Raw genomic sequence first — 25,166 nt, forward strand, 5'->3', positions numbered from 1 at the left:
CCGAGTTCAGATTCATCACAGACTCGGCTTGACGCGAAGTGAGTCCATCCTTTATACGGCCCCCTCTCGCGCAGGTTCAAAGCCTGTTGCGCCACCTGTTTTAATGCGTCCGCAGTTTGCGCGGATGTGACCTTGAGGATCTTAAGATGTCGCGTCGTTGCGAACTCACGGGTATCGGCCCGATGGTCGGCCACAATGTGAGCCACTCGAACATCAAGACCAAGCGTCGTTTCCTGCCGTCGCTCAAGACGGTCAAGGTGACTTCGGACGCTCTGGGCCAGTCGTTCTCCCTGCGTATCTCGAACGCTGCCCTGCGCACGCTCGACTATAAGGGCGGTCTGGATGCATTCATCGTGAAGGCTCGCGATGAGAAGCTGTCGGCTGACGCCCTGCGCATCAAGCGTCAGGTCAAGGCCAAGCTGGCTGAACAAGCCGCTGCCTAATCAGCCCTGCTGATTTTGAAGTTTTGAAGAGGCCGCTGGAAACAGCGGCCTTTTTCTTTTGCCAGTTCGCGCCCCTCGGCTAGGCTTCCGTCACCAGATGAGTACGGACCTTTTAAAGCCATGCGCCTGACCTTGCTGATTGCCGCTGCATCCTGCGCCCTGATGACGGGTCTTACCGTACCGGCTTTTGCCCAGCAGACGACGCCCTTTACCCTGTCCAGCGGCAGTCCGCGCACGCCCGAGCAAGAGGCTGTCGCCTTTAACAAGGCCCGTCTGGCTTTCGATGTCCGTCCCGAAGCCCGCTCGATCAAGGCGCAGGCCCGTCTGGACTTCACGGCCCTTGAAGCTGTTGCGGCCATCGTACTGGAACTGGATACCCGCTACGCCATCGACGCGATCACGGTCGATGGCCACAGCATTAGCGACTGGTCCAACCCGCAAGGGCGGCTGACCATACCGATGGCACAGCCCCTTCACGCCGGAGAATCGGTGTCGATCGACATCGCCTATAACGGCATGCCCCACACCGCCACGCGGGCCCCGTGGGATGGCGGCTTTGTCTGGAGCGAATCGAACGGCAAACCATGGATCGCCACCGCCGTTCAGGGCGAAGGCTGCGATCTGATCTGGCCCTGTATCGATCATCCGATGGGCGAGCCGGAACAGGTCGAGATGAACATTACTGTGCCCGCAGGCCTGTCGGCCCCCGCCAATGGCGTCCTGACCGGAAAGACCGCCCATGCGGACGGATCAACCACCTGGCACTGGTCCACGCGCAATCCCGACACCTATGCCATCACACTGAGTGTTGGTCCGTATCGCGAACTGTCAGGCACCTATGACAGCCGCTATGGCAACCGCATCCCGCTCTATTTCTGGCCGCTGGAATCAGCCCCTGCCGACAAGGCACAGCGCCTGTTCGACGAACTGCCGCTGATGCTGGACTTCTTCGAGGACTGGGTCGGTCCCTACCCGTTTGCCAATGAAAAGGTCGGCGTGGTGGAAACGCCGCACCTCGGCATGGAGCATCAGACCATCAACGCCTATGGCAACGGCTACAAGCTGGATGGCAAGGGCTATGACTGGCTGATGCAGCACGAACTGGCCCATGAGTGGTTCGGCAACCAGATGACCAATGTGTCGTGGGACGACATGTGGCTGCACGAGGGTTTCGGCACCTATATGCAGCCCCTTTATGCCCGCTGGCTGAACGGCGAACGCGCCATGCAGTCGGAACTGGAAACCATGCGCCGGACGGTATCGAACCGCTTCCCCATGGTGTCGGGTCAGCCGCAGGATGCCGCCACCGTCTATAATGCCGAGACGGGTCCGGCACTGGACCTCTACTATAAGGGCGCCCTGATCGCCCACACCTTGCGGCTGATGATCGGTGACGAGGCGTTCAAGCGCTCCTTGCGTGAACTGGTCTATGATCGCCCCGATCCGGCACCGGGTAATTTCAAGCCTGTTTACCGTACCACCGCCGACTATGTGGCCATTGTGAACCGCATTACCGGCAAGGATATGGGCTGGTTCTTCGACGCCTATCTGTATCACGCCGCCCTGCCCGAAGTGGTGATGGCGCGTGATGGCGGTCAGGTCACTCTGACATGGAAAACCGGATCGGATCTTGCCTTTGAAATGCCGCTGGAGGTCGAGATCGACGGCACCGTCCAGACCCTAGCCATGCAGGACGGGAGCGCCCGCTTTACGGCCGATCCGCGCGCCCACATCCTGATCGACCCGCAGTCCAAGGTCCTGCGCCGCCTTGACCATATCGAGCAATGGAAAGCCCAAGGCGGTTCCTGATTCCACTTCCAGCCGGAGAACACCATGCGTCGCCTTTATGCCCTGATCGCCTGCGCCACGCTGATGGCCTCTGTGGCCGCGCCTGCCCTTTCTCAAGCCGCGCTGGCACCGAATACAGGCCATGACCTGCCCAAGCTGGAACGTGCCTCCGAGGTGCTGTTCTGGTCACAGGACGAGCGCGAGGCTGGCTTTCGGGCGATGGACAGCATCGTGCCCCACCGCGTCATTGCGGCGGGCGGCACCGCCCATGCCCTGCCGCAAGGCGTGCCGCTGGATATAGATACCGACCGCTTTATGCTTGAGGAAAAGGTGGCGGGACTGCTGGTGCTTCATGACGGCAAGGTCCGGCTGGAACGCTATGGTCTTGGCTTCACCCCACAAGGGCGCTGGACATCGTTCTCGGTTGCCAAGTCCCTGACCTCGACACTGGTCGGGGCGGCGATCAGGGACGGTTTCATCGAAAGTCTGGAAACCCCCATCATGCTTTATCTGCCCGAACTGTCCGGCAGTGCCTATGACGGGGTGACGGTGCGCCAGTTGCTGACCATGACATCCGGCGCGGACTGGAACGAGGACTATACCGACCCGAATGCCGATGTGGCCCGCTTCTTCGAGCCGCATGAGACCGGCGGCATGGACCCGACTTTGCACTATATGCGCCAGTTAAAACGCGTCGCCGAGCCCGGCACACGCTGGCACTATTCCACCGGCGAAACCAATCTGGTCGGTGTGTTGGTCAGCCGCGCGACCAGCAAGACCCTGTCCGGTTATCTGTCCGAAAAACTGTGGCACCCCTACGGGATGGAACAGGACGCCGGCTGGATGATCGACGCCGTCGGGCAGGAAGCCAGCGGCTGTTGCGTCATGGCCAGTCTGCGCGACTGGGGCCGTGTGGGCCAGTTCGTGCTGGATGGCGGCAAGATTGGCGATGCCTCCATCCTGCCCGATAACTGGCTGGCACAGGCCACCACCAAACAGGCCGATTATGGCGAGGCCGGTGAAGGCTATGGCTTCCAATGGTGGACCCGTGACGATGGCCGCTTTGCCGCCCACGGCATTTTCGGCCAGTCGATCAATATCGACCCCGAGCGTAAAACTGTCGTCGTCATCCTGTCGGCATGGCCCACAGCCACGGGCCGTTCACCCGCCCGCGAGGCCTTCCTGAAACAGGTATCCGAGGCGCTGGACTAGGGTCAGACCAGAACCACCTGTCCGGTATTCAGATCATAGACCGCGCCGATGATCGCCAGTTCTCCGTCAGCTACGCGGGCGGACAGGATCGGTTCGGAATGGATCAGACGGCGCACATTATAGTGCACATTGGCCACCACGGCCCGCTCGGCCAGATGCGGGGCATCGCTCAGCATTTCGCGCGCAATGCCCGGCTTCATCTCGCGGACCAGATGCGCGATATGGCCGGGCAGGATGCTTTGATCGCGCAGCACGCCCAGCGTCGCCCCCACCGCACCGCAGCCTGTATGGCCCAGCACCACGATCAGCCGCGTCTTTAACAGCTCGACCCCGTATTCCAGACTGGCCAGCCCCTCGCCGGTGACGAAATTGCCCGCCACGCGCACGACAAACAGATCACCCGGGGCCTGATCCAGCAGCAGTTCCGGCGGCACGCGCGAATCCGAACAGGACAGGATGGCCGCGACCGGCGACTGCCCCTCGGTCAGGGCCGTGCGTTCGGCGCTATAGTCGTGCTGTTCAGGGCATCCGGCCAGAAAGCGCGCATTACCGGCCAATAGGGCATCCACCACCGCCTGTTGCGCCGCATCAAGCACCGTGTCCGGTTCGTCCACGACGGCGGTCTGGAGTTGCGCTATCTGGTCGGGGGTAATCGTCGCATCGGTCATGCCCCACAGTGGCGTATTGCGGCGTTATTGAAAAGCTACGCTTCCAGTTCAATGTCCCAGTAAAGATAGTCGATCCAGCTTCTGTGCAGGGTCTGGGGCGGGAAGCGACGGCCCGCCTGTTGGAGTTGCCACGCGTTGGGACGGCCGACCTTGCGGCGTAGCGGCATCTGCGCCTGCATAGGCGTGCGTCCGCCCTTTTTCAGGTTACAGGGACTACAGGCCGTGACGATATTGGTCCACGACGTGATCCCGCCCTGTGACCTTGGCAGGATGTGGTCGAAGGTCAGGTCCTGTGCGGTACCGCCTCCACCGCAATACTGGCAGGCAAAGCCGTCGCGCAGGAACACATTGAAGCGCGTAAAGGCCGGATTGCGGTCCTGATCCACATAGGATTTCAGGCAGACCACACTGGGCAACTGCATTTCCATAGACGGGCTGCGGACCACCTTGTCATAGGTGGCCACCACCTCGACGCGGTCCTGCCATACCGCCTTGATGACCTCTTCCCACGACCAGAGCGATAGCGGGAAATAGGACAGCGGCCTGAAATCGGCATTCAGAACCAGGGCTGGAAAACCCGAGGGCATGCCTGTCAGAACCTGCATCGCGCAAGCCCTCCGGCACGGATTTTCATCGACGCTAAGGGATTGAGGACACGTCTCCTTCCTTCGTCAGAACGATGAAGGATAGACCTGATTCCCTGTCATCACCATGACTGAAATATCATGGTTCTTTTATAGCCAAGCTTGCGCCCTGTTGCGACGAAACTTCCCTATCGCTGCTGCGAGTGGGGGAAGGACGGAAGGCTCCACCCCTTGAGGATGGCACCGGCCCGCAAGGCCAGCCCTGCTGCCACGGCAATCGCCACCGCCCACCAGAGCGGCACAGCCAGCGCCTTGAGGCCGACAAAGACCGCCGCCGACAAAAGCGCCGCCGTAATATACAACTCGCGGCGCAACAGGATCGACGGCTGGTGCCCCAGAACATCGCGCACAATCCCGCCAAAACAGGCCGTCAAAATCCCCATGACAATGCAGATCAGCGGGGCCACATCATAGCTGGCCGCCTTGGCCGCCCCCATCACGCCATAGGCGGCAAGTCCGATAGCATCCAGCCACATCAGCGCACGAAAACGCCATTCACGCGCACCGATGATCCAGAAGGCCAGCGCCGTCACCAGACAGACGGCAATATAGCGCCAGTCCGCCACCCAGAATACCGGCGCACCGATCAGCAGGTCGCGCACCGTGCCGCCGCCGACACCTGTCAGGGCCGCGAAGAAGGCAAAGGTCACAACATCATGTTTCTGGCGGGCGGCGGCCAGCGCACCTGTCGCGGCAAACACCGCCACACCGGCAAAATCCAGCAGGGGCAGAACCGTTTCGGGGCGGGCCAGCTCGGCCGTGGCGCTCATAGGTGTCACATCAATCCTCCAGCGCGACTTCACCGCGCTTTACAGCCCCATACCATCCCCAGAGCAAATGTGCCGCAACCGAACGGTGGGGCCGCCAAATATCGGCGCGTTGGTAAAAAGCCTTTTCTTTCAGCCGCTCGTCTGCCCCCTCGGCCCAGCGCAAGGCTTCCTGCAAGGCCACATCGCCCGCCGGAAACACATCCACCCGCGCCTCGCAGAACATCAAGAACGTCTCTGCGGTCCAGCGGCCCACGCCCTTGATGGCCGTCAGGGCCACAATCGCCTCGTCATCGCCAAGGCGTCCCAGATGGGCAAAATCGATATGGCCTTCGGTCTGGGCGCGGGCGATTTCCTGACCGTACCGCGCCTTTTGCCCCGACAGGCCAAAGGCTCGCAAGGCCTCGACTTCACGGCTCAATACGGCCTCGGGCGTTACCTCACCCAGCCCCTCGCACACCCGTTTCCAGATCGAGGCCGCCGCCGCAACCGAGACCTGCTGCTCTACAATCATGCGAAACAGGCCTTCAAACCCGCCGGTCCGCAGACGCCATTCCAGCGGCGGTGTCTGTTCGTGCGCCCGCGCCAGCACCGGATCCTGCCGCGCCAGAGCCTCGCGCTGCTGCGCCATGGCTAGCGTCAGTGCACGCGCCTTGCTTTCGCGCTGTTCGGCGTCACGATCCTGCATGGCACAGCCCCTGTAGTTGTCTCGCCATGCTTGCCTGTCGCGCGGCGGAAGGCAACGCCCGAGATGCCCCGCAAGGATCGATTTAGCGACCCGCATCCACTTCCAATTGGACCGCCAGTCGACATGCTCCTGCAGGCCCGCTAGCGTCCGCGGCATGAAGACCCTTGCCCAGCTTATCAGTCCTGTTTCCTCCGAAACCTTTTACGCAAACCATCACGACCGGAGCCCGCTACATATTCCGGCCAGCGAAGGTGCCGACAAGGCTGCATTATTCGGCTGGGGCGAGTTCAACCGCCTGCTGGACCAGACAGGTCACTGGACTTCAGAAACACTCAGAATGATCCACGACACCCGTAATGTGGACCCAACCCAGTATTGCCGACAAAATGCGACCGGAACCCACCTGATTCCCGATCCTCGCAAGGTTCAATTACAACTGGCACGCGGCTCCAGTCTGGTCGCCAATGATCTGGAGGATATGAGTCTACCGGTTGCTCGACTGGCAGCGGGACTGTCCTCGGAATTCGCCGCCCGTATCGGGGCCAATGTCTATTCCTCTTTCAAAGGTGTGCGGGCCTTTGGCCCCCACTTCGATCTGCACCATGTTTTTGCGGTCCAGATCGAAGGCGAAAAACTGTGGCGGCTTTATAAGAACCGCATGCCTGATCCGGTCGATATGCCCGTGCAAGGGCTAGACCTTCCGCTCTGGTTCCAGCGCAATTGCGGCCCTGTTATGCAGGAAGTCCGCATGAAACCGGGTGACGTTCTTTATCTGCCGCGCGGCTGGTTCCATGATGCACTGGCCGAGGATGGCGCATCACTGCACGTCACTTTTTCGGTCGCGCCCCTTTACGGCCGCATCCTGTTCAAGCTGCTCGAAAGCGCAGCGATGCAGGACCCTGCCTTCCGCAAATACTTCCCGCCCGTCGAACAGGCGGGTGGTAAAGCGCTACAACAACACCTCGGACATCTGGGCCAGAAACTGGCGGCTCTGTGCGCCCTGCCCGACTTCCTCGATGAGGTCGCCATGACGCAAAACCGCCTGCGCCCGCGAACGGGCGAGTACAGCCTGCCCGCGCAAATGGAACTGACCCGTTATCGCGTTCAGCCCATTGCCGCCCCTGCATTCAGCGGTCCGGTAGCCCACGCTATGCATTATGCCTACAGCCGCTCTGAATTCGTGCTGGAAGAAGTCATAGCCTTGTTCGATTTCGTGTCAGAAACAGATATCCGCGCGGCTGTGGACAGGGCCGCTGCCAGTGGCTCCCTGATCAAACTTTGAGCCGGTTCGTGACCCGTTTTGCGCCCTCGCCGACGGGGCGGTTGCATAAGGGGCATGCCTTTTCCGCTCTGACCGCTTTCAGGGCGGCGCAGGATGCGGGCGGGCGTTTCTTGCTGCGGATCGAGGACATTGACCCGACGCGCTGCAAACCCGAATTCGAGGACGGTATCTATGAGGACCTGCGCTGGCTGGGTCTCGACTGGGAAGAGCCGGTGCGTCGCCAGTCGGACCATCTGGATGACTATGCTGTAGCGGTCGAAACCCTGCGTCAGCGCGATCTGGTTTACCGCTGTTTTCGCACCCGCAAGGAAATCCTCGACGGGATCGGCCATGCCCCGCACGGCATAACCGACGCCGCCCGCCCCGGCCCGCATCCGGCGGACGAGGAAGCCGAACTGCTGCAAAGCGGCAAGCCGTTTGCGTGGCGGTTGTCGCTGGACCGCGCGCACGACACGATTGGCGGCGCGGCATGGGACGCCCTGTCATTCTTCGAGGAAGGCCACGGTCCCGATGGCGAGACGGGTCGTATCCGCGCCCGTCCCGAACTGGCGGGCGATGTGGTTCTGGCGCGCAAGGATGCCGGTGCGGCCTATCATCTGGCCTGTGTGCATGATGATGCCCTGCAAGGCATCAGCCATGTCATTCGTGGTTTGGACCTGTTCGAGGCCACCCCGATCCAGCGCCTGATCCAGACCCTGTTCGGATGGGAAGAGCCGGTTTACCGCCACCACCGGCTGATGACCGATGCGAACGGCAAACGCTTTGCCAAGCGCGATGGCTCGGTGACACTTGCGGCCCTGCGCGAGGGCGGTGTGAGCGCCGATGCCGTGCGGGCCGAAGTCCTTTTACAGATGGACCTCTAGGCAAACAAAAAGCGCGAAAGCCGTTGGGCCTTCGCGCTTTTCAGGAACCTTAAAGGTCCAGATCCGAGGGTTCTTAGAGAACCTTCAGGTCCACAGCAGCGGTCTTGCCGCGCTGGTTTTCGAGTTCGTACTCGACCTTGGCGTTCTCATCCAGACCGGTCAGACCAGCCTTTTGGACAGCAGTGATGTGAACGAAAACGTCCGAACCACCATTGTCAGGTTGAATGAAGCCGAAACCCTTGGTCGGGTTGAACCACTTGACCGTGCCGGTCGCCATATTGCGTCTCCGTTGAACGCGTTTTCCAGGCAGACTCCCCGTAGGGACCCCGTCAGTCCATCTGGACAACCTCGTTCGACTAAGGAGCGAGACGCGAGTTTGGACCCCGCGCGATATCCGGACTGCACAAACCTTGTCACTTGGTATTTGCCAGCGGTCAACTGAAATGATTCCGTTATTTCGCGTTCGCCGTCAGGGCTTCGATCATTTCGGTCATCAGGGTCGAACAGGCTTCGCCGCCGCGTGTTCCGTCATTGGAAACCGATACAAATGCCAGCTTGATCACCGGTGCCAGCACAACCGTGGCAAACCAGATCGTGTTGGAACCGTTGTGTAACAGGGCGGGCCCACCCGCCCACCGGCGCGTTCCGGGGGCGATCCAGCCCAGCGCATAGGTCTCGTTTTCCAGCGGGGTTTGCAGGTGCGTCAGGCTGTCCTGCGACAGCCAGCCCGGCTGGAGCATCGCCGCCAGAAACAGACCGTAATCGGCAAGGCTCATATGTGCGGTGCCTGCGGGACCGAGCGCCTTGGGGTTATCGGACACAGGCGCATCCGGCCCGATGCCCGTCACCTTGTCGCCGCTCCATGTATGGCCGTGCGGCTGTTGGCCTTCGGGTGCGCCAAATCCGGCGCTGGTCATGCCAAGAGGAGCGAACAGTTCCTGCTGCATCACCTCTTCCCACGCCAGACCCGTCACGCCCTCGATCAGGCTGCCGACCAGAATATAGTTGGCATTGCCGTATTCAAACGTCCCCAGCGGACCTTCGGGGGCTGCTTCCAGTATGCGCTTGGCAAAGGCGGCGCGCTGGACGGGCAAGGGGCGCGTATCCGTACGCGACGCCATCAGCCAGATGCCGTTGACATAGCGGGCATCCAGCAAGCCTGCACGGTGGCGCATAAAGTCCTCGACCGTGCGATCATGCCATCCTGCATGCAGTTGCACATCCAGTCCGGCTGCGGTCACGGCCTCGTTGACGGGCATGTCCCAGCGCAATTTGCCCTGTTCGACCAGACGCGCCCACAGGGCCGCCGTCATCGCCTTGGTGTTGGAGCCCAGATGCCACAGGTCAGCGGACCCTATGGGTGTCTCTTCGCCTGCGACGCGCAAGCCGGCCTGTCCCTGCCAGAGCATCTGGCCGTCGCGCCACACCGCGCCCGCCAGACCTACAGGGGCGTCCTTGGCAAAGGCGGTCTGCAAGCCGGTTGCCAGCTTTTGCTGCGTGTCCTGCCCATCGGGTGCTGTATCGCTCTGCGCCGCCATCACAACGGATGGCAGTACAGATGAGGCCAGCCCGCTGGCCATGACGGCTCGACGGCTGGTGCAAAAGAGTGTTTGTTTCATGCGTTCATGTTTCGCCCTGTGCCGGACATGGCCCAAGTTACAATCCGGTAATGCGACCTTTGCTCGCATCAAGTGTTCTCATGCCCACCGTGTTCAACCGCGAAGGATGCCTCCATGAGTTCCGGCCCCAAAGCGCCCGACCAAAAGTCGAAGGCCGCAAAATCCAAAGACTATGATGCCCTCTATGACGCGCTTCAGGTCCAGATCGTGGAATCGCAGGACTGGGCCATCAAGAACGGCATCAAGACGGTCATCATTTTCGAAGGGCGTGATGCGGCGGGCAAGGACGGTGCCATCAAGCGGCTGACCGAAAACATGGCCCCGCGCCAGACCCGCGTGGTGGCCCTGCCCAAACCGACCGACCGCGAACTGACCCAGTGGTATTTCCAGCGTTACGCCCCCCACCTTCCAGCGGCGGGCGAAACCGTCATCTTCAACCGCTCATGGTACAACCGTGCGACCGTCGAGCCGGTCATGGGGTTTTGCACACCGGACCAGCACCACGCCTTTATGAACGAGGTCGATGACTTCGAGCGTATGCTGACCCATTCGGGCATCATCCTGATCAAGCTGTGGCTGGATATCAGTCGTGACGAACAGGCCAAACGCCTGAGCGAGCGCATGTCCGACCCGATCAAACGCTTCAAGGTCTCGCCCATGGACAAGGAGGCGCAGGACCACTGGGACGACTATTCAAGGGCCCGCGATCATATGCTGGCCGAGACCCACTATGCCTATGCGCCGTGGACCGTCATCAAGACGGACAAGAAGAAACAGGCCCGCCTGAACGTCATGCGCTATATTTTACAGGTCTGGGGCCGCCCCGGCCTGCAACTGGCCAAGACGGACCCCGATATTGTCATGGCCGCCGACAAGGCCAAGGGACAGTTGAATAGCTGAACCTATTCTTCCTGCGCCGGTTCATGCTCCACCAGTGAGGGCGCGGGCTTGGTATCGGAACCGGTCATAGTCGCCAGAATACGACTGATCTGGTCCGTCGGACCCTTACCATCGGCGGCGCTGGCTTCCAGTCTGGCCGCCCGTGCTCGCAAGGTTTCCATTACCGTGTGGCGTGGATTGCCCTCTGGCTCGCCCGCCATCTCGGCATGGCGACGTTCCAACTCGGCCACCAGTTCGTCGAACTGGGCCTCGGTCAGCACCTCGCCCTGTTCAAAACGGTTGATGGCTTCTTCCAGTGCTTCTTCCCAAGCCATATCGTGCGCGGTGGCGGTATCAACCATATGCCGGTTTCCTTCAGTAGCGGCTCTGCCAACAGCACAGCCTTCACTAAAGAAATGACCACCCTGCCCCGAGGGTTCCGTCAGGATGCACTCTTCCTCAACCCGGAGTTAACCCGAAGGGTCCAGCTTGGATATTGCACATTCGCGCCGTCCAGCCGCCATTCCAGCACAGGCCAGCCCCATGTCTTCGATTTTGACCCAAAGCTATCGCCGCCAGAGGGACCATTTCCAGCCCGAGGATATGGACCCCGCCGAACAGCGCCGCCTGCGCGGCCAGTTGGAACAGATCGATTACACCGCCTATGTGGCCAACCGCGAAATCATCGCCGCTACGCTGGGCAAGATCACGTCTGCGGACTTTGAAAAAATGGCCGCGCGCACCGCACAGGCCCGCGCCCGCTGGGTGGCCGAGGGCTTGCGTCTGGTCCATTCGGGATCACCGGCCACGCCGGATCAAACCGCCCGCCTGACCAGCGCCCGCACCGCCTATGAGGAACTGGCCGAGGCCTATGAGGGTCTGCGCCGTATGCTGGAGCGCGGCTACATCACCTTGTCAGCGGTCTAGAACAGCCCCGCCAGCCATATCCGCAACGGATTGGCCGGATCGGACAGCAGTTTCACCACCATCGCCAGACAAATAACCACCAGCAGGGGGCGGATCAGGCGCGGCCCGAACCGGATGGCGGCATGTGATCCCAGCCAGCCGCCCAGAACCTGTCCCACCGCCATCAGCAGGCCAATGGCCCACAAGACGTGGCCACCGACTGCAAACACGACCACCGACACGACATTGCTGGAAAAGTTCAGTGCCTTGGTATAGGCCGTCGCCCGCGTCAGCCCCATGCCCAGCAAGGTCACCAGAGCCAGCGCGAAGAACGAGCCCGTACCCGGCCCGAAGAAGCCGTCATAAAAGCCGATACCGCCCGCCACTGCGCCAAAGGCCAGCGGGGTCATACGGGCCGCCACGTCCTGATCGGTCGCCTTGGGTCCGAACAGGAAGTAAAGCGCAATCGCCACCAGCAGCACCGGCAGCAGGACCATCAACCATGTGGTGTCGGTAAAACTGACCGCGATGGCCCCGAGGACCGCTCCGATGACGGTGGCGATCAATGGCCATTTCAGCAGGGCAAAGTCGATCTGGCCCTTGCGCCAGAAGGTCCATGTGGCGGCGGCGGTGCCGAAACTGCCCTGAATCTTGTTGGTGGCGATGGCCGCGACCGGGCTGATCCCTGCCGCCAGCAAGGCCGGAACGGTAATCAGTCCGCCCCCGCCCGCAATCGCATCGACAAACCCCGCCAATACCGCCGCCCCGAACAACAGGGCGACGATTTCAGGTGCCATTTCAAACATAGATCACGCCACTCAAGAGGCCATAAACCGCAAGGACGTGGCGCGCCCCTGCACCACGTCTGTATCAGGGCTGTTTAGTCCAGTTTTTGCGGACGCGTTACCACCGGCGCATCGGGATTGGCCTCTACAGGGGCCGCAACAGTCGGCGGCGGTGCCTGTTCGGGTGCCGGAGCCTCGACTGGCACTTGCACGACGACAGGCGGTGCAACGGGCTGCGCGACGGGTGCAGGTGCGCTTTGTGCCGGAGCAGTGCGCGGGGCCGGTGTAGGGACAGACGGACGAACCCGTTCCGCTGCGGTGCGCGGGGCAGGTGCAGCGACTGCCGGAGCAGTCTGGCTCGCCTGTACGGGTGCAGGCGCGGCATCAGGCACGGTTTCGACAGCCGCATCCGGTGCCACGCTTACGGGAGCAACCGCTGCGGGGGTCGTCACGGGAGAAATAGCAGGAGCAGCCGGTTCGCGGTTCATCCACCAGAACAGCGCGCCCGCAGCCACCACCAGTGCGCCAGCAGCCACCGCCCACTTGCCCCATGCGAGGGAAGACTTGGCCACGGTATTGGCCCCCGTCTTGGCCCCCGTCTTGGCCAGTGCGGGGGCAGCGGCAGAAACAGGCGCGTCTTGTCGCGGACGGCGCGGGGCCACCACCGGCTCCAGTTCGGACATCACCACGATGTCGTCCTCGATCTGCGGGGGCATTTTGTCTGCGGTTTTGACGGGTGCCATTTCTGGCGCTGCGGCAGGGGCCACAGCCGGCTTGGCCGCCGGCACCAGAGAGCCACCCAGTATGCCCGCTTGCGGCACAGGCCTTGTTGTCGGCGCGGGTGCGGGTGTGGCCGGACGCTGTGGCACATTGGAGAAACCACCCAAGCCACCACCAACGCCACCAGATGCGCCACGCGCCGCTTGCGGAATATTGCCGCCGCCTGTGACACCCGCGGCGACCGAGCCCTTGACCGTGGATTTCGTCGCCTGCGGGTGCGGTGGCATCGCCATCAGGCGCGCCAGACCCTCGTCACGCGGCAACGGCCCTGCGCGGAACACCGGCTGTGGCGGACGCCCCCAGACAATCCGCCCGCGCTGGAAGCCCGCTGCCGGATCGGTCGCGGGTTCTACAGGCGTCTGCGAGGCCGGATTTTCACCCTGTGGCGTCTCGCCGGTGTTCGTGGACGATTTGGACGACATACGCTCTCCAACACTCCGCTCGGTTGCGGACAGACCATCAACAGATGCAGACAAATCTATGACCTTGGCCGTCATCGACAGCCCGTCGCCAGAATATAAATCGCCGATATCATATTCGCAGCCCTCTGGCGCGGCCAATGCAAAGTCCGCATCCCCCCGAAACAGCTTTGGGGTACCCCCACTTGCACAGAACGCTCCCCCGCCAGCGGGAGTTTACCTAAGGTCGCCCTATATCTTGACCTTGGGTTAGACAAAAAGACGCAATCTTCACTGTTTTAAGTAACAATGACACAAAGCTCTGCTTCCGGCTGTTGACCGCGCCCGACAGGCCGTCCATCACAAAAGAAAATATTCACAGGGAAAGGTGACGCGTTCATGGGTATGGCGGCGAACATCAAGCACGAAATCCGCTTCGTCGGAGGCTTGCTGCGTCTCCTGAGAAGGATCAAGCCCATCACGCTCGACAGTGATGTCCTGATCTGTGACGACATCGAAGAGGCTGTCGACAAATATCCCGACAATGTCGCCTTCGAGGACGAAACCCGTAAACTCACCTATCGCGAGTTCGAAGCGCTGGCGAACCGCTATGCCAACTGGGCAGCCGGTCGCAATCTGAAGCGCGGCGATACCATCGCCCTGATCATGCACAACCGCGTGGAATATGTGGCGGCATGGTTCGGCTTTTCCAAGATCGGCGTCACCACCGCCCTCATCAATAACAACCTGACCGGTCCGGCCCTGGCCCACTGCCTGAATATTTCGGGCGGGTTCAATGTGATCTCGGATGAAGACTGCTGGCAGGCCGTCGATGATGCACGCGGTCTGGTCGAGCGCGACATGATGCTGTGGGTTCTCGGACTGGGTGAAGCCAACGAGAGCAATAACCGCCGCGATTTCGACAATGCTGTCCGCAGTGCCTCGTCGGTGCGTCCGCAGCGCAGCATCCGCAAGGGTCTGACCAACCGCGACACCGCGCTTTACATCTATACGTCCGGCACCACCGGCCTGCCCAAGGCCGCGCGCATCACCCATACCCGCGCCCGCACCTATATGCGCGCCTTTGCCGGTGCCACCGGCTCGACACAGAAGGACGTGCTGTTCAACGTCCTGCCGCTTTACCATTCCACCGGCGGTCTGGTCGGTGTCGGCTCTGTGCTGCTGAATGGCGGGCGTGTCGTGACGCGCCGTCGCTTCTCCGCCACCAATTTCTGGCCCGATGTAAAAGCCACCGGAGCCACCATGTTCGTCTATATCGGCGAGCTGTGCCGCTATCTGGTCAACTCGCCGGAAAACCCCGACGAACGCGCCCACAAGCTGCGACTGGCCTTTGGTAACGGCCTGCGCCCCGATGTCTGGGAAGAGTTCCAGAGCCGGTTCAATATCGGCAACATCCTCGAATTCTACGGCTCGACCGAGGGCAATGTCTCGCTGTTCAATTTTGGCGGCAAGGCGGGGGCCATTGGCCGTGTGCCCGGCTATCTGAAGTCGCAACTGAACCTGCGCATCATTGAACTGGACGATAATGGCGAGCCGATCCGCCTGCCCAACGGCATGTGCAAGCTGGTGCGCGTTGGCGATACCGGCGAAGCGATCGGCGTGATCGGTAGCTCGGTAAAGCACGACTTCACCGGCTATGCCGACAAGGCCGCGACGCAGAAGAAAATCCTGACCGACGTGTTCAAAAAGGGCGACCGCTGGTTCCGCACCGGCGACCTGATGCGTCAGGACAAGGACGGCTATGTCTTCTTCATGGACCGTCTGGGCGACACCTTCCGCTGGAAGGGCGAGAACGTCTCGACAGCCGAGGTCGAACAGCATCTGTCCGAAGCCGAGGGCGTTCAGGAAGTCATCGCCTATGGCGTCGAGATCGCCGGACAGGACGGTAAGGCCGGTATGGTCGGTCTGGTGCTTGATCCCGATACAAGCTTCGACGCCAAGGCTTTTGCCGCCCGCGCCGAAGCGGAACTGCCGACCTATGCCCGACCGATTTTCGTACGGATCATGGAGTCGGCCTCGACGACCGGCACCTTTAAATATCGCAAGGTCGATCTGGTGGCCGACGGCTTCGATCCCGACAAGGTCAAGGGCGTGATCTATGTCCGTGGCGGCGAGGACGGCTATCAGGAAATGACCAAGGCTATCCGCAAGGACATCCTGTCCGGCAAGATGCGCCTCTAGGCCACAAGCTTCTCCCCGAAGGCAAAAGAGCGGCGCTGTTTACCGGCGTCGCTCTTTTTATGCCTGTTTCAAGAAACCGGATTTATCCGAGAGCGTCGATAAAGCGGCCGATCTCGGCCAGTACCCGATCTGTGGCCTCGCGGTGCGGCATGTGGCCGATGCCCTCCAGCATCAGCATCCGCGCCGCGCCGCCGCCGAGCTCGGCAATCATCTTCGGGTGCCGTTCGCTACCGAACTCGTCATTTTGGCCATGCAAGGCCAGAACCGGCACGGTGATCTCGGGCAAGACCTCTGCCAGCGACCAGTCCGCATAGGATGGTGCCATCCATGTCTCGATCCATGCGTCCAGCACCCAGCGCGCCCGCTCGCCATGATAACGGGCCAGTCGCTCGATCTGGCCATCCTGGGCAAAGGCCAGCTTCGCCTCGCGGATACCCTGAAGGGTGCGTTCCTCGACAAAGGTCTGCGCCGCAATCGTCACCGCACCGGCCACCTGTTCGGGCAAGGCTGCGGCGGCCGCCAGCGACATGCCGCCCCCCACGCTGTGCCCCAGCAGGATCACCCGCTCCAGCCCCAGCGCCTGCATCACCGGCAAGATGCCCTCATGCGCCTCGTCGGCAATAAAGCTGGCGGCCACAGGTTTGGTCCGCACCACTGAGCGACCAAATCCGGCACGATCATAGGCCACCACTGTGCGCCCCGTCGCATGTGCCAGTTGCTGCGGAAAATCGCGCCACAGCGACACTGCCCCCAGCGAGTCATGCAGCATCAGGATGGGCAGTTGGCCGTCATCCCCCCGCCACACCTGCCCGTACAGCGGGCCATGCGGGCTATCGGCTTCAAACTCGGTCGGGGTAATCGCAGCAAACTCGGACATGGGCGCGTCCATAGCCAACGAATATAGGCCGCGCCAATCCCGGAAATGCTTGCGGTTGAAACCTCGCCTTAAGCATTAACCGTCACAAGAAGTCCAAGTTTGATCCACTCCAGAGCCTCGGTCGCCCATGTTCCAGATAATCGGCATCATTATGCTGTTCGCCATGGTGTTCGGCAGCTTCCTGCTGCACGGCGGCAAGATGGCGACCATTCTGTACTCGTTGCCCTATGAGCTGATGGCGATTTTCGGGGCCGGTATCGCCGCCTTCCTGATCTCCAACTCCATGCCGGTCATCAAGGGTACGCTGGCCGGTCTGGGCAAGTGTTTCAAAGGTCCGAAGTGGAAGAAGCAGGACTATAAAGACCTGCTCAGCCTGCTGTTCCAGCTGTCCAAGACCATGAAGTCCAAGGGCGTGATCGCTCTGGAAAGCCATATCGAAAAGCCGGCCGACAGCCCGATCTTCCAGAAATACCCCAAGGTGATGAAGGACCATTTCGCTGTCGATTTCATCTGCGACACCCTGCGCATGATGACCATGAACCTCGAAGATCCGCACCAGATCGAGGACGCCATGGAAAAACAGCTGGAAAAACACCACCACGAGGCACTGGCTCCGGCCCATGCCCTGCAAACCCTCGCCGACGGCCTGCCCGCTCTGGGTATTGTGGCCGCCGTTCTGGGCATCATCAAAACCATGGGTTCCATCACCGAGCCGCCAGAAGTTCTGGGCGGCATGATCGGCGGCGCTCTGGTCGGTACCTTCCTTGGCGTGTTCCTCGCCTATGGTCTGGTCGGGCCGTTCTCTTCGCGACTGAATGCCATCGTCGAGGAAGAAAGCGCCTTCTATAAAATCATCCAGTCGGTTCTGGTCGCCCACCTGCACGGCAATGCTGCCCAGATCTCCGTTGAGATCGGCCGTGGCGACATTCCCTCGACCAGCCAGCCCAGCTTTACCGAAATGGAAGAAGCCCTCGCGACCGTTCCGAGCATCTAAGGTTCCCGTCCACCACACGACTCGCGTTCTGACGGCCCGGTTTGCACCTCAATAGTGCAGGTCGGGCTTTCGTGTTTTTGGACGGAAAACGGCACGTCTTGTGACCAAAAGCCGCAATTACCGCTTGAAACAGCCAGACAGACCCATAAATTTTATCATTCAAATTCAATCAATAAGAGAAATAATCACGCATTCCACAGCCGACTTCACGAAGGCGTGAGATTTTCGCTTGCGATTCCGCTCACGATCCCGTTATCTGTCTGTCAGCGAGGCTTTCGCCCCGCCTCAAACCTTCTGAAGGAAGACACAACATGCGCATCACTGCCCTGATCGCCGCTTCGGCTGCTGCCCTGGCCCTGGCTGCTTGCACCCCGGCTGCTGAAGCTCCGGCTGCTGAAGAAGCTGCTGCTGAAGCCACCGACGCTGCTGCTGAAGCCACCACCGAAGCTGCTGAAGCCACCGACGCTGCTGCCGCTGCAACCGAAGCTGCTGCTGACGCTGCTGCTGCTCCGGCTGCTGACGCTGCTGCTGCTGCTCCGGCTGCTGCTCCGGCTGCTCCGGCTGCCTAAGCCAACTAAGATTTCTATCTTGGTTCACGGGGCTTACGCTTCGTGAGGGAAAAGGGTCGCTTTCGGGCGGCCCTTTTTTCATGCCCGAAACGCGGCTATGCCGCTGGGCATGACTGACGACACCGCCACAACGCAATCGCACTCCCCGCAGCTCTTCTGGGCCGAAGACGGCTCGCCCCGCTCGGGACGTTTCGGCGATGTCTATTTTTCCAAAGATGACGGCCTTGCCGAAACCCGCGCTGTGTTTCTGGGCGGCTGCGACATGCCCGCCGTCTGGCAGGGCCGCAAACATTTCACCGTCGCCGAACTGGGCTTTGGTACGGGGCTGAACATCATCGCCCTGATCGACCTGTGGCGACAGCACCGGCCCGAAGGCGGTCAACTGCATGTGTTCTCGGTCGAGGGCTTTCCGCTGTCGCGCGAAGAAGCCGCCCGCGCCCTTGCTGCATGGCCCGATGTCCAAGACACTGCCCGCGCCATTCTTGACCAATGGCCGAGCCACCGCCCCGGTTTCCACCGTATCGATCTGAACGATTGGGGCGTCACCATTGACCTTGCCATCGGCGAGGTCGAATGGGCGCTGGATGCATGGCAGGGCAAGGCCGATGCATGGTTCCTCGACGGGTTCTCGCCCGCCCTCAATCCCGGCATGTGGTCCGAAGACATCATGGCCCGCGTGGCCGCCCGTTCGGCCCCCGCCTGCCATCTGGCGACCTTTACGGTCGCGGGGGCCGTGCGCCGCGCCCTGTCGGCCAACGGTTTTGTGGTCGAGAAAAAAGCCGGTCACGGTCGCAAGCGCGAACGGCTGGAGGCCCGCATGAACGGTGAAGCGCCCGCATCACCAAGCCCTCGCATCGCCATTATCGGGGCCGGTATTGCGGGGGCCAGCCTTGCCCGCGCCTTCAAAGCTCTGGGCCACAACCCGACCCTCATTGAGGCCGAACATGCGGGGGCGGGTGCCTCGGGCTTTCCCGCCTCTCTGGTCACGCCGCGCCTTGATGCGGGCGATGCTTTTATCGGTGGCCTTTATGCCCAGTGCCTTGAACGTGCCGGACAGCTCTATGGCGCGATAGATGGGGCCATCCTGTCGCACGGCGTCATCCATCTGGCACACATGGCCCGCGACGCCGTCCGTTTCGACAAGATCGCCGCCCAGCCCCTGTGGCCGGACAACAGCATGGCCCGCCTGACTACCGATGACGCCTCGGCCCTTATTGGCGAACCGGTCAGCAAGGGCGGACTGGACATGAAGACCGCCTTTGCCCTGTCGCCCGCCTCGGTCCTGCCCGTCTGGCTGGAGGGTTGTGCGTTTATCAAAGCCACCGCCGCCAGTTTGAACCGCACCGAAGACGGCTGGCAGATACTGGATGCCGACGGCGCTGTTATCGCCGAGGCCGACCATGTGATCCTCGCCGCTGGTTGGGGCAATGCAGCCCTTGCGCCGCAGCTTGGTCTCGCCCCCGTTGCCGGACAGGCTGACTGGAGCACGGGCGAGACATCAAATGCCCGCGCCGTCGCATGGGGCGGCTATTGCGTGCCGACCGCAAACGGACTGCTTTACGGAGCCACCCATGATCGCGGCGTGACCGCCCCTGTGATCTCCGACGAAGCCAGCGCCCGCAACCGCGACACCCTGAGCGCCACCCTGCCCGAACGCCTGAAACAGGTGGATCAAGGCACGACGCATCGCCGTGTCGCGGTGCGGGCCACCACGCCCGATCGTCTGCCGGTCTGCGGCATTCTGGAAGACGGCCTGCACATACTGGGTGGCATGGGATCGCGCGGCTTCTGTGCCTCGCCATTATTGGCCGAACATCTGGCCGCCACCGTCTGTAAAACGCCCTCGCCCCTGCCCGCTGAATGGGTCGCGCGCCTGTCACCGGAACGTTTCATCACGCGTTCAGTTTAGGTGGAAGGTAATGCGTCGTCTTTCACGCCCCTGGAGTTCACAATGATGAACCTGAAATACGCAAGCGCCCTTGCTCTGCTCACCATGGTCAGCGCCTGCGCCCCCGTCGCCGGAAACGGATCCAAGACCAGCGCCGATATAGCGGGCACCTCTCCGAGAGAATGCTTTTTCAGTGATCAGGTGCGCGGCTTTACCGCTCCCAAACGTGACACCATACACCTGCAGGTTGACAGCAACCGGACCTTCGAACTTGAGGCATTCGGTGTCTGTAATGACCTTGATGATGCCTTCGGGATCGCCCTGATACCGGATCTGGGCATGACCCGCGTCTGCACAGGCGATACGGCCCGCGTTCTCACCCGTGGCGGTGTGGAACCCGTCACGCCCTGCCGCGTCCGCGTCGTCAAGCGCGTGGTTGTCGACCCCGCCGCCAAACCCGTCTCGGGCAGTGCCGAGAGCCCGCCTGTCGCTTAACTTACATTCTCGTAATAGTATGTTGTTCGCAGTTGGTTCGCATCGAAGAAACCGCTAGAAACGCCGGCACGGTTTTCATGTGCCGGTGTTTTTTATTGGCTGGCACTCCTACTTTTTCTCGTCTGAGAGATCATAGATTTTATGCGCACGTTCCGCCCGTCGTCCCGCATCCTACTGGCCACAAGCTGTGTCCTGACCCTCGGCCTAGCCGCCTGTGGTGAAGAGAAAAAGCCGGAACCCCCTTCCACGACAACCGTCAGTGCGATCACCACAACCCTGGCCAGCATGCCGCGTATGGTCGTCGCCTCCGGCACCGTGAGTGCATGGGAAGAAGTGCCGGTGGGGGCCGAGACGGGCGGCCTGAACGCCACGGTCGTCCATGTGGATGAAGGCAGCTATGTGCGTCAGGGCCAGCCTCTGGTGCAGATGAACGATGTCCTACTGCGCGCCCAGATGCGCCAGCAAGAGGCCAATGTGCAGACCGCCGAGGCCAATGCCGCGCGCGACGATGCCGCCCTTGGCCGCGCACAGGAACTGAAGGAAAAAGGCTTCCTGTCGCAGGCCTCGCTGGATCAGGCACTGGCCAACCAGCGCGCCTCGACCGCCAATCTGGCCGCCGCCCGCGCAGGGCTGGCCGAAACGCGCACCCGCGTCTCACAGGCCATCATCCGCGCCCCCGTCTCGGGCCTGATTATCCGCCGCAGCGTCACACGCGGCCAGATCATCGAGCAGGGCAGCGAACTGTTCCGCATCGTGCGCGACGGCCGTCTGGAACTGGATGCACAGGTTCCCGAAACCGACCTGCCCGCTCTGGCGGCCGGACAGAGCGCCCGTATCACCTCTTCGCAAGCCACGCCCAGCGTCGGCACCATCCGTATCGTCACTCCCGAGGTGGACCCACAAACCCGTCTGGGTCTGGCCCGTATCAGCCTTGATCCTTCCAGCGGTCTGAAAGCCGGTATGTTTGCCCGTGCCGAGATTTCGGCAGGCACCCGCGATGCGACCGTCGTGCCGACCGGTGCCGTGCTTTATCGCAATAACAAGTCGGGCGTGTTCGTCATCGAGGCCGACAACAAGGTCCGCTTCGTGCCGGTTACGGTGCTGATGCGCAGCGACACCCAGACCTCGGTCAGCGGTCTGGCCGTCGGTGCCCGTGTCGCGGTCGAGGGCGCAGGTTTCCTGAATGAAGGTGATGCGGTCACTGTCGCCCGCGCCGTGGCCTCCTCCACCGCGCCTGCGACCACGCCCGCCGCGGCCCCTGCCGCAGCCCGTAAATAGGGGCTAGAGCGATGAACAACATCTCGTCCTGGGCGATTAAAAACCCGATCCCGATCATCCTGCTGTTCCTGCTGCTGACCATTAGCGGTCTGCTGGGGTTCAGCTCGATGCGGATCAATAACAACCCCGATATCGACTTCCCGCTGGTCAATGTCACCGCTGTCCGTCCGGGGGCTGCGCCCTCGGAAATGGAGGTGCAGGTTACGCGCGTTGTCGAGGACTCGATTGCCGGTCTATCTGGCGTGCGCAACGTGTTTTCCAACATCGGTGACGGGGTTTCGACCACGATCATCGAGTTTGAACTGGGCACAGATACCGAACGCGCCACCAATGATGTGCGCAATGCCATGAGCGGCGTGCGCGCCACCCTGCCGCAAGACATGCAGGAACCGATGGTCCAGCGCATCGACATTACCGGCGATGCGCTGATCACCTATGTGGTCCGCTCGCCGACCATGTCGCCCGAGCAGATCAGCTGGTATATCGACAACAATATTTCCAAGCGCCTGCTGGGTCTTGGCGGTGTGGGCGAGGTCAACCGCTCGGGCGGTGTGGACCGCGAAATCCGTGTCGAACTGGACCCGCAACGTCTGGCCTCGTACGGCGTCACCGCCGCGCAGGTCAGTCAGGCCCTGACCAGCGTCAATAACAACATGCCCGGTGGCCGCGTAACGGTCGCCGGATCGGAGCGCTCGGTACGCACCATCGGTTCGGCCACCTCGGTCGAGCAACTGGCCAATACCCTTGTGCCGCTGGGCAATGGCCGCAGCGTGCGCCTGTCCGATCTGGGTCAGGTTGTCGACAAGTGGGGCGAGCCGCGCCGTATCGCCCGCTATAACGGCCAAGAGGCTGTGACCTTCAACTTCCTGCGCTCGCGCGAGGCCTCCGAGGTCAAGGTCGCCGAAAAGGTCCGCAAGGAAATCGAGGCCATCAATGCCGAACGCACGGACCTGACCATTCAAGAGGTCACCTCCTCGGTCAAATATATCGAGGAATCCTATCTGGCCTCGCTGGAAGCGCTGGCGCTGGGGGCTGTGCTGGCCGTCATCGTGGTGTTCATCTTCCTGCGGGACTGGCGCGCGACCTTTATTGCCGCCACGGCCATGCCGCTATCGCTGATCCCGACATTCGCGTTTCTGGCCCCGATGGACCAGTCGCTGAACGTGGTGACACTACTGGCCCTGTCGCTGACCATCGGCATCCTCGTCGATGACGCCATCGTGGAAATCGAGAACATCGTGCGGCACATGCGCGATGGCAAACCGCCCTATGATGCCGCCTTCGAGGCCGCCGACGAAATCGGTCTGGCCGTTGTGGCAACCACCGGCACCATTATCGCCGTGTTTGCGCCTGTGGGCTTCATGCCCGGTATCATCGGCCAGTTCTTCAAGGCCTTCGCGCTGGCGGCCTGTATTTCGGTCTTCTTCTCGCTGGTCGTGGCCCGCACGCTGACGCCGCTGATGGCCGCCTACATGCTGAAACACACCAAGCATGAGGACAAGGATCCGAAATGGATGCCGTCCTATCTGAAGGCCCTGAAATGGTGCCTTGCCCATCGCTGGCTGGTCTTCATCTTCGGTGCCGTCTTCCTCGTCGGCTCGTTCGTTAGCGCGGGCATCGCCAAGATGTCGTTCGAATTCATGTCGCCGGCCGACGAAAGCCGCGCCGCCTTCCAGATCGAGCTTCCGCCCGGATCGACGCTGCGCCAGACCGATGCCGTCGTGCAGCAGGTCACGCGTGTTCTGAACGGCCGCGACGAGGTCATCTCTGTCTATGCCTCTATCGGCGGCCAAGAAGTCAGTCAGGCCAATATCTATGCCGACATGGTGCCCAAGGGGGATCGCAGCCTGTCGCAACAGGAGTTCCAGCGCGTCATTGTTGACGAGCTGAAACAGATTCCGGGCGCGCGTATCCGTGCCGGTATCGCCCAGCAGGGCGGTGGCCCCGGTGACGGTACCAGCTACGAGTTCGCGCTATTGGGTGACAATCCGGCCATTCTCGAAGAGACCGCCCGCAAGGTCGAAGCCGAGATGCGCGGCGTCAAGGGACTGGCCAATGTGGTCAATACCTCGTCGATTGCACGTCCTGAAATCATTGTCACACCGCGTCCTGACGAAGCCGCCCTGCTGGGTGTTTCCACCGGCGCGATCTCGCAGGTGGTGCGCGTTGCTACGCTGGGCGATGTCGACCAGAATCTGCCCAAATATAATCTGGGCGACCGTCAGGTGCCGATCCGTCTGCAACTGACCGAAAGCGCCCGCGAGGACCTGTCGGTCATCCAGAACCTGCGGGTTCCGACCGCAAGCGGCACCTCGGTTCCGCTAAGTGCCGTAGCCGATGTCGAGTTCGGTGCCGGTCCGGCCAGTGTCAGCCGCCGCGACCGCGCCCGTCTGGTCTCGATCCGTGCCGAGTTGAACGGCACCACCACCGGCGCTGCGGCTCAGGCCGTTAAGAACCTGCCGTCGGTCAAGAACCTGCCCGATGGCGTGCGTCAGGTCGCCGCCGGTGACGAGGAGTTCATTCAGGAAATGCTGATCGGTTTCGGCATCGCCTTCATCAGCGGTATCCTGCTGATGTATGCGGTTCTGACTCTTCTGTTCAAATCCTTCGCCTATCCCGTCACCATCATGGCCGCCCTGCCTCTGGCCATTGGCGGGGCCATTATCGGCCTGATCCTCATGGGCAAGAGCTTCTCTATGTCGGCCCTGATCGGCGTGATGATGCTGATGGGGATTGCGGCCAAAAACTCCATCCTGCTGGTGGACTATATCATCATGGCCGAACGCGGCGGGATGAGCCGCTATGAGGCCATTATGGACGCCGCCCACAAGCGGGCGCGTCCGATCCTGATGACCACCTTTGCCATGGGTGCGGGCATGGTGCCGATTGCCATCGGTATCGGCGCCGATGTCGAGTTCCGCTCGCCCATGGCGGTGGCTGTGCTGGGCGGGTTGATCTCTTCGACCTTCCTGTCCCTGCTCTATATTCCGGCCGTGTTCACCATCATCGACGACGTGGCCAAGTTCGCCCGACGCATTATGGCTCGCATGTTTGCCAGCCAGAAACAGCATGCGGACGGCGTGACCAAGAGCAAATACTAGACCCTTTCCAACCGGGGCCTCCGGTGTAGAAACCGGAGGC

The 25,166-nt window shown here is 61.8% G+C and carries 24 protein-coding genes; 14 read left to right on the plus strand and 10 right to left on the minus strand.

The features are described from left to right. Positions 1 to 146 precede the first annotated feature (146 nt). The 3 genes from rpmB (at position 147) to FHS64_RS00365 (ending at position 3,443) form a co-directional block, all read left to right on the plus strand. Complete coding sequence (gene rpmB, locus FHS64_RS00355; protein WP_167174024.1) at positions 147 to 443, plus strand: 50S ribosomal protein L28; 297 nt, start codon at positions 147 to 149, stop codon at positions 441 to 443. 120 nt (positions 444 to 563) lie between these two features. Next, positions 564 to 2,252: a M1 family metallopeptidase gene (locus tag FHS64_RS00360; protein WP_167174027.1), complete on the plus strand. Its 1,689-nt coding sequence runs from the start codon at positions 564 to 566 to the stop codon at positions 2,250 to 2,252. 24 nt (positions 2,253 to 2,276) lie between these two features. Next, positions 2,277 to 3,443: a serine hydrolase domain-containing protein gene (locus FHS64_RS00365; protein ID WP_167174030.1), complete on the plus strand. Its 1,167-nt coding sequence runs from the start codon at positions 2,277 to 2,279 to the stop codon at positions 3,441 to 3,443. 2 nt (positions 3,444 to 3,445) lie between these two features. On the opposite strand, the gene FHS64_RS00370 is transcribed toward FHS64_RS00365, so the two are convergent. The 4 genes from FHS64_RS00370 to FHS64_RS00385 form a co-directional block, all read right to left on the minus strand. Then, on the minus strand, positions 3,446 to 4,111 hold the full coding sequence (locus tag FHS64_RS00370; RefSeq protein WP_167174033.1) for a carbonic anhydrase: 666 nt from the start codon (positions 4,109 to 4,111) through the stop codon (positions 3,446 to 3,448). Between the two features lie 35 nt (positions 4,112 to 4,146). Beyond that, positions 4,147 to 4,716 (minus strand): HNH endonuclease, encoded by a 570-nt coding sequence (locus FHS64_RS00375; RefSeq protein ID WP_167174036.1) that lies wholly within the window; start codon positions 4,714 to 4,716, stop codon positions 4,147 to 4,149. 167 nt (positions 4,717 to 4,883) lie between these two features. Next, positions 4,884 to 5,525, minus strand: a complete 642-nt coding sequence (locus tag FHS64_RS00380; RefSeq protein WP_167176154.1) for a trimeric intracellular cation channel family protein — start codon at positions 5,523 to 5,525, stop codon at positions 4,884 to 4,886. Positions 5,526 to 5,535: 10 nt separating this feature from the next. Next, on the minus strand, positions 5,536 to 6,210 hold the full coding sequence (locus FHS64_RS00385) for a DNA-3-methyladenine glycosylase family protein (protein ID WP_243862653.1): 675 nt from the start codon (positions 6,208 to 6,210) through the stop codon (positions 5,536 to 5,538). A gap of 154 nt (positions 6,211 to 6,364) precedes the next feature. On the opposite strand from FHS64_RS00385, the gene FHS64_RS00390 reads away from it, so the two are divergent. Together FHS64_RS00390 and gluQRS are read left to right on the plus strand one after the other, a co-directional pair. After that, a complete protein-coding gene (locus tag FHS64_RS00390) occupies positions 6,365 to 7,492 on the plus strand; it encodes a JmjC domain-containing protein (RefSeq protein WP_167174039.1) in 1,128 nt (375 codons plus the stop codon). Between the two features lie 8 nt (positions 7,493 to 7,500). Continuing rightward, entirely contained in the window at positions 7,501 to 8,355 is an 855-nt protein-coding gene (gluQRS, locus tag FHS64_RS00395) for a tRNA glutamyl-Q(34) synthetase GluQRS (protein ID WP_341771035.1), read from the plus strand. Between the two features lie 73 nt (positions 8,356 to 8,428). Here the strand turns inward: gluQRS and FHS64_RS00400 are convergent, their stop codons facing one another. Further along, positions 8,429 to 8,632: a cold-shock protein gene (locus FHS64_RS00400; RefSeq protein WP_167174045.1), complete on the minus strand. Its 204-nt coding sequence runs from the start codon at positions 8,630 to 8,632 to the stop codon at positions 8,429 to 8,431. Between the two features lie 175 nt (positions 8,633 to 8,807). After that, positions 8,808 to 9,974: a serine hydrolase domain-containing protein gene (locus tag FHS64_RS00405; RefSeq protein WP_167174048.1), complete on the minus strand. Its 1,167-nt coding sequence runs from the start codon at positions 9,972 to 9,974 to the stop codon at positions 8,808 to 8,810. A gap of 114 nt (positions 9,975 to 10,088) precedes the next feature. On the opposite strand from FHS64_RS00405, the gene ppk2 reads away from it, so the two are divergent. Further along, entirely contained in the window at positions 10,089 to 10,874 is a 786-nt protein-coding gene (gene ppk2 / locus FHS64_RS00410; protein ID WP_167174052.1) for a polyphosphate kinase 2, read from the plus strand. 2 nt (positions 10,875 to 10,876) lie between these two features. Here the strand turns inward: ppk2 and FHS64_RS00415 are convergent, their stop codons facing one another. After that, positions 10,877 to 11,215, minus strand: coding sequence for a hypothetical protein (locus FHS64_RS00415; protein ID WP_167174055.1), 339 nt, complete (start codon positions 11,213 to 11,215; stop codon positions 10,877 to 10,879). A gap of 127 nt (positions 11,216 to 11,342) precedes the next feature. Here FHS64_RS00415 and FHS64_RS00420 point away from each other — a divergent pair, with 127 nt between their 5' ends. Then, positions 11,343 to 11,780 (plus strand): hypothetical protein, encoded by a 438-nt coding sequence (locus FHS64_RS00420; protein WP_341771036.1) that lies wholly within the window; start codon positions 11,343 to 11,345, stop codon positions 11,778 to 11,780. Here the strand turns inward: FHS64_RS00420 and FHS64_RS00425 are convergent. Then, positions 11,777 to 12,565 (minus strand): TSUP family transporter, encoded by a 789-nt coding sequence (locus FHS64_RS00425; protein WP_167174058.1) that lies wholly within the window; start codon positions 12,563 to 12,565, stop codon positions 11,777 to 11,779. The genes FHS64_RS00420 and FHS64_RS00425 overlap by 4 nt on opposite strands. Before the next feature lie 74 nt (positions 12,566 to 12,639). Further along, positions 12,640 to 13,746, minus strand: coding sequence for a hypothetical protein (locus FHS64_RS00430; RefSeq protein ID WP_167174061.1), 1,107 nt, complete (start codon positions 13,744 to 13,746; stop codon positions 12,640 to 12,642). 375 nt (positions 13,747 to 14,121) lie between these two features. Here FHS64_RS00430 and FHS64_RS00435 point away from each other — a divergent pair, with 375 nt between their 5' ends. Further along, positions 14,122 to 15,924 (plus strand): long-chain-acyl-CoA synthetase, encoded by a 1,803-nt coding sequence (locus FHS64_RS00435; protein ID WP_167174063.1) that lies wholly within the window; start codon positions 14,122 to 14,124, stop codon positions 15,922 to 15,924. An 82-nt stretch (positions 15,925 to 16,006) separates the two neighbouring features. On the opposite strand, the gene FHS64_RS00440 is transcribed toward FHS64_RS00435, so the two are convergent. After that, positions 16,007 to 16,801, minus strand: coding sequence for an alpha/beta fold hydrolase (locus FHS64_RS00440; RefSeq protein ID WP_167174066.1), 795 nt, complete (start codon positions 16,799 to 16,801; stop codon positions 16,007 to 16,009). Positions 16,802 to 16,928: 127 nt separating this feature from the next. Between FHS64_RS00440 and motA the strand changes: the two genes are divergently transcribed. The 6 genes from motA to FHS64_RS00470 all read left to right on the plus strand — a co-directional run bounded on the left by motA (position 16,929) and on the right by FHS64_RS00470 (position 25,126). Continuing rightward, on the plus strand, positions 16,929 to 17,795 hold the full coding sequence (gene motA, locus FHS64_RS00445) for a flagellar motor stator protein MotA (RefSeq protein ID WP_167174069.1): 867 nt from the start codon (positions 16,929 to 16,931) through the stop codon (positions 17,793 to 17,795). A gap of 311 nt (positions 17,796 to 18,106) precedes the next feature. Then, complete coding sequence (locus FHS64_RS00450) at positions 18,107 to 18,364, plus strand: hypothetical protein (RefSeq protein WP_167174073.1); 258 nt, start codon at positions 18,107 to 18,109, stop codon at positions 18,362 to 18,364. Between the two features lie 109 nt (positions 18,365 to 18,473). Next, a complete protein-coding gene (mnmC1, locus tag FHS64_RS00455) occupies positions 18,474 to 20,273 on the plus strand; it encodes an FAD-dependent 5-carboxymethylaminomethyl-2-thiouridine(34) oxidoreductase MnmC1 (RefSeq protein WP_167174076.1) in 1,800 nt (599 codons plus the stop codon). Positions 20,274 to 20,315: 42 nt separating this feature from the next. Beyond that, positions 20,316 to 20,747 carry a DUF6491 family protein gene (locus tag FHS64_RS00460; protein ID WP_167174079.1) on the plus strand — a complete coding sequence of 144 codons (432 nt, stop codon included), beginning with the start codon at positions 20,316 to 20,318 and terminating at the stop codon, positions 20,745 to 20,747. A gap of 141 nt (positions 20,748 to 20,888) precedes the next feature. After that, positions 20,889 to 22,025 (plus strand): efflux RND transporter periplasmic adaptor subunit, encoded by a 1,137-nt coding sequence (locus FHS64_RS00465; protein WP_167174082.1) that lies wholly within the window; start codon positions 20,889 to 20,891, stop codon positions 22,023 to 22,025. A gap of 11 nt (positions 22,026 to 22,036) precedes the next feature. Further along, entirely contained in the window at positions 22,037 to 25,126 is a 3,090-nt protein-coding gene (locus FHS64_RS00470; RefSeq protein ID WP_167174085.1) for an efflux RND transporter permease subunit, read from the plus strand. Positions 25,127 to 25,166: the final 40 nt, after the last annotated feature.

Source organism: Brevundimonas terrae, assembly GCF_011761985.1.
Classification (GTDB): Bacteria; Pseudomonadota; Alphaproteobacteria; order Caulobacterales; family Caulobacteraceae; genus Brevundimonas; species Brevundimonas terrae.

Excerpts from the sequence above, each read along its gene's own strand:
- rpmB (WP_167174024.1), top strand. The coding sequence starts at position 147 with ATGTCGCGTCGTTGCGAACTCACGGGTATCGGCCCGATGGTCGGCCAC.
- FHS64_RS00360 (WP_167174027.1), top strand. The coding sequence starts at position 564 with ATGCGCCTGACCTTGCTGATTGCCGCTGCATCCTGCGCCCTGATGACG.
- FHS64_RS00365 (WP_167174030.1), top strand. The coding sequence starts at position 2,277 with ATGCGTCGCCTTTATGCCCTGATCGCCTGCGCCACGCTGATGGCCTCT.
- FHS64_RS00370 (WP_167174033.1), bottom strand. The coding sequence starts at position 4,111 with ATGACCGATGCGACGATTACCCCCGACCAGATAGCGCAACTCCAGACC.
- FHS64_RS00375 (WP_167174036.1), bottom strand. The coding sequence starts at position 4,716 with ATGCAGGTTCTGACAGGCATGCCCTCGGGTTTTCCAGCCCTGGTTCTG.
- FHS64_RS00380 (WP_167176154.1), bottom strand. The coding sequence starts at position 5,525 with ATGAGCGCCACGGCCGAGCTGGCCCGCCCCGAAACGGTTCTGCCCCTG.
- FHS64_RS00385 (WP_243862653.1), bottom strand. The coding sequence starts at position 6,210 with ATGCAGGATCGTGACGCCGAACAGCGCGAAAGCAAGGCGCGTGCACTG.
- FHS64_RS00390 (WP_167174039.1), top strand. The coding sequence starts at position 6,365 with ATGAAGACCCTTGCCCAGCTTATCAGTCCTGTTTCCTCCGAAACCTTT.
- FHS64_RS00400 (WP_167174045.1), bottom strand. The coding sequence starts at position 8,632 with ATGGCGACCGGCACGGTCAAGTGGTTCAACCCGACCAAGGGTTTCGGC.
- FHS64_RS00405 (WP_167174048.1), bottom strand. The coding sequence starts at position 9,974 with ATGAAACAAACACTCTTTTGCACCAGCCGTCGAGCCGTCATGGCCAGC.
- ppk2 (WP_167174052.1), top strand. The coding sequence starts at position 10,089 with ATGAGTTCCGGCCCCAAAGCGCCCGACCAAAAGTCGAAGGCCGCAAAA.
- FHS64_RS00415 (WP_167174055.1), bottom strand. The coding sequence starts at position 11,215 with ATGGTTGATACCGCCACCGCGCACGATATGGCTTGGGAAGAAGCACTG.
- FHS64_RS00425 (WP_167174058.1), bottom strand. The coding sequence starts at position 12,565 with ATGTTTGAAATGGCACCTGAAATCGTCGCCCTGTTGTTCGGGGCGGCG.
- FHS64_RS00430 (WP_167174061.1), bottom strand. The coding sequence starts at position 13,746 with ATGTCGTCCAAATCGTCCACGAACACCGGCGAGACGCCACAGGGTGAA.
- FHS64_RS00435 (WP_167174063.1), top strand. The coding sequence starts at position 14,122 with ATGGGTATGGCGGCGAACATCAAGCACGAAATCCGCTTCGTCGGAGGC.
- FHS64_RS00440 (WP_167174066.1), bottom strand. The coding sequence starts at position 16,801 with ATGTCCGAGTTTGCTGCGATTACCCCGACCGAGTTTGAAGCCGATAGC.
- motA (WP_167174069.1), top strand. The coding sequence starts at position 16,929 with ATGTTCCAGATAATCGGCATCATTATGCTGTTCGCCATGGTGTTCGGC.
- FHS64_RS00450 (WP_167174073.1), top strand. The coding sequence starts at position 18,107 with ATGCGCATCACTGCCCTGATCGCCGCTTCGGCTGCTGCCCTGGCCCTG.
- mnmC1 (WP_167174076.1), top strand. The coding sequence starts at position 18,474 with ATGACTGACGACACCGCCACAACGCAATCGCACTCCCCGCAGCTCTTC.
- FHS64_RS00460 (WP_167174079.1), top strand. The coding sequence starts at position 20,316 with ATGATGAACCTGAAATACGCAAGCGCCCTTGCTCTGCTCACCATGGTC.
- FHS64_RS00465 (WP_167174082.1), top strand. The coding sequence starts at position 20,889 with ATGCGCACGTTCCGCCCGTCGTCCCGCATCCTACTGGCCACAAGCTGT.
- FHS64_RS00470 (WP_167174085.1), top strand. The coding sequence starts at position 22,037 with ATGAACAACATCTCGTCCTGGGCGATTAAAAACCCGATCCCGATCATC.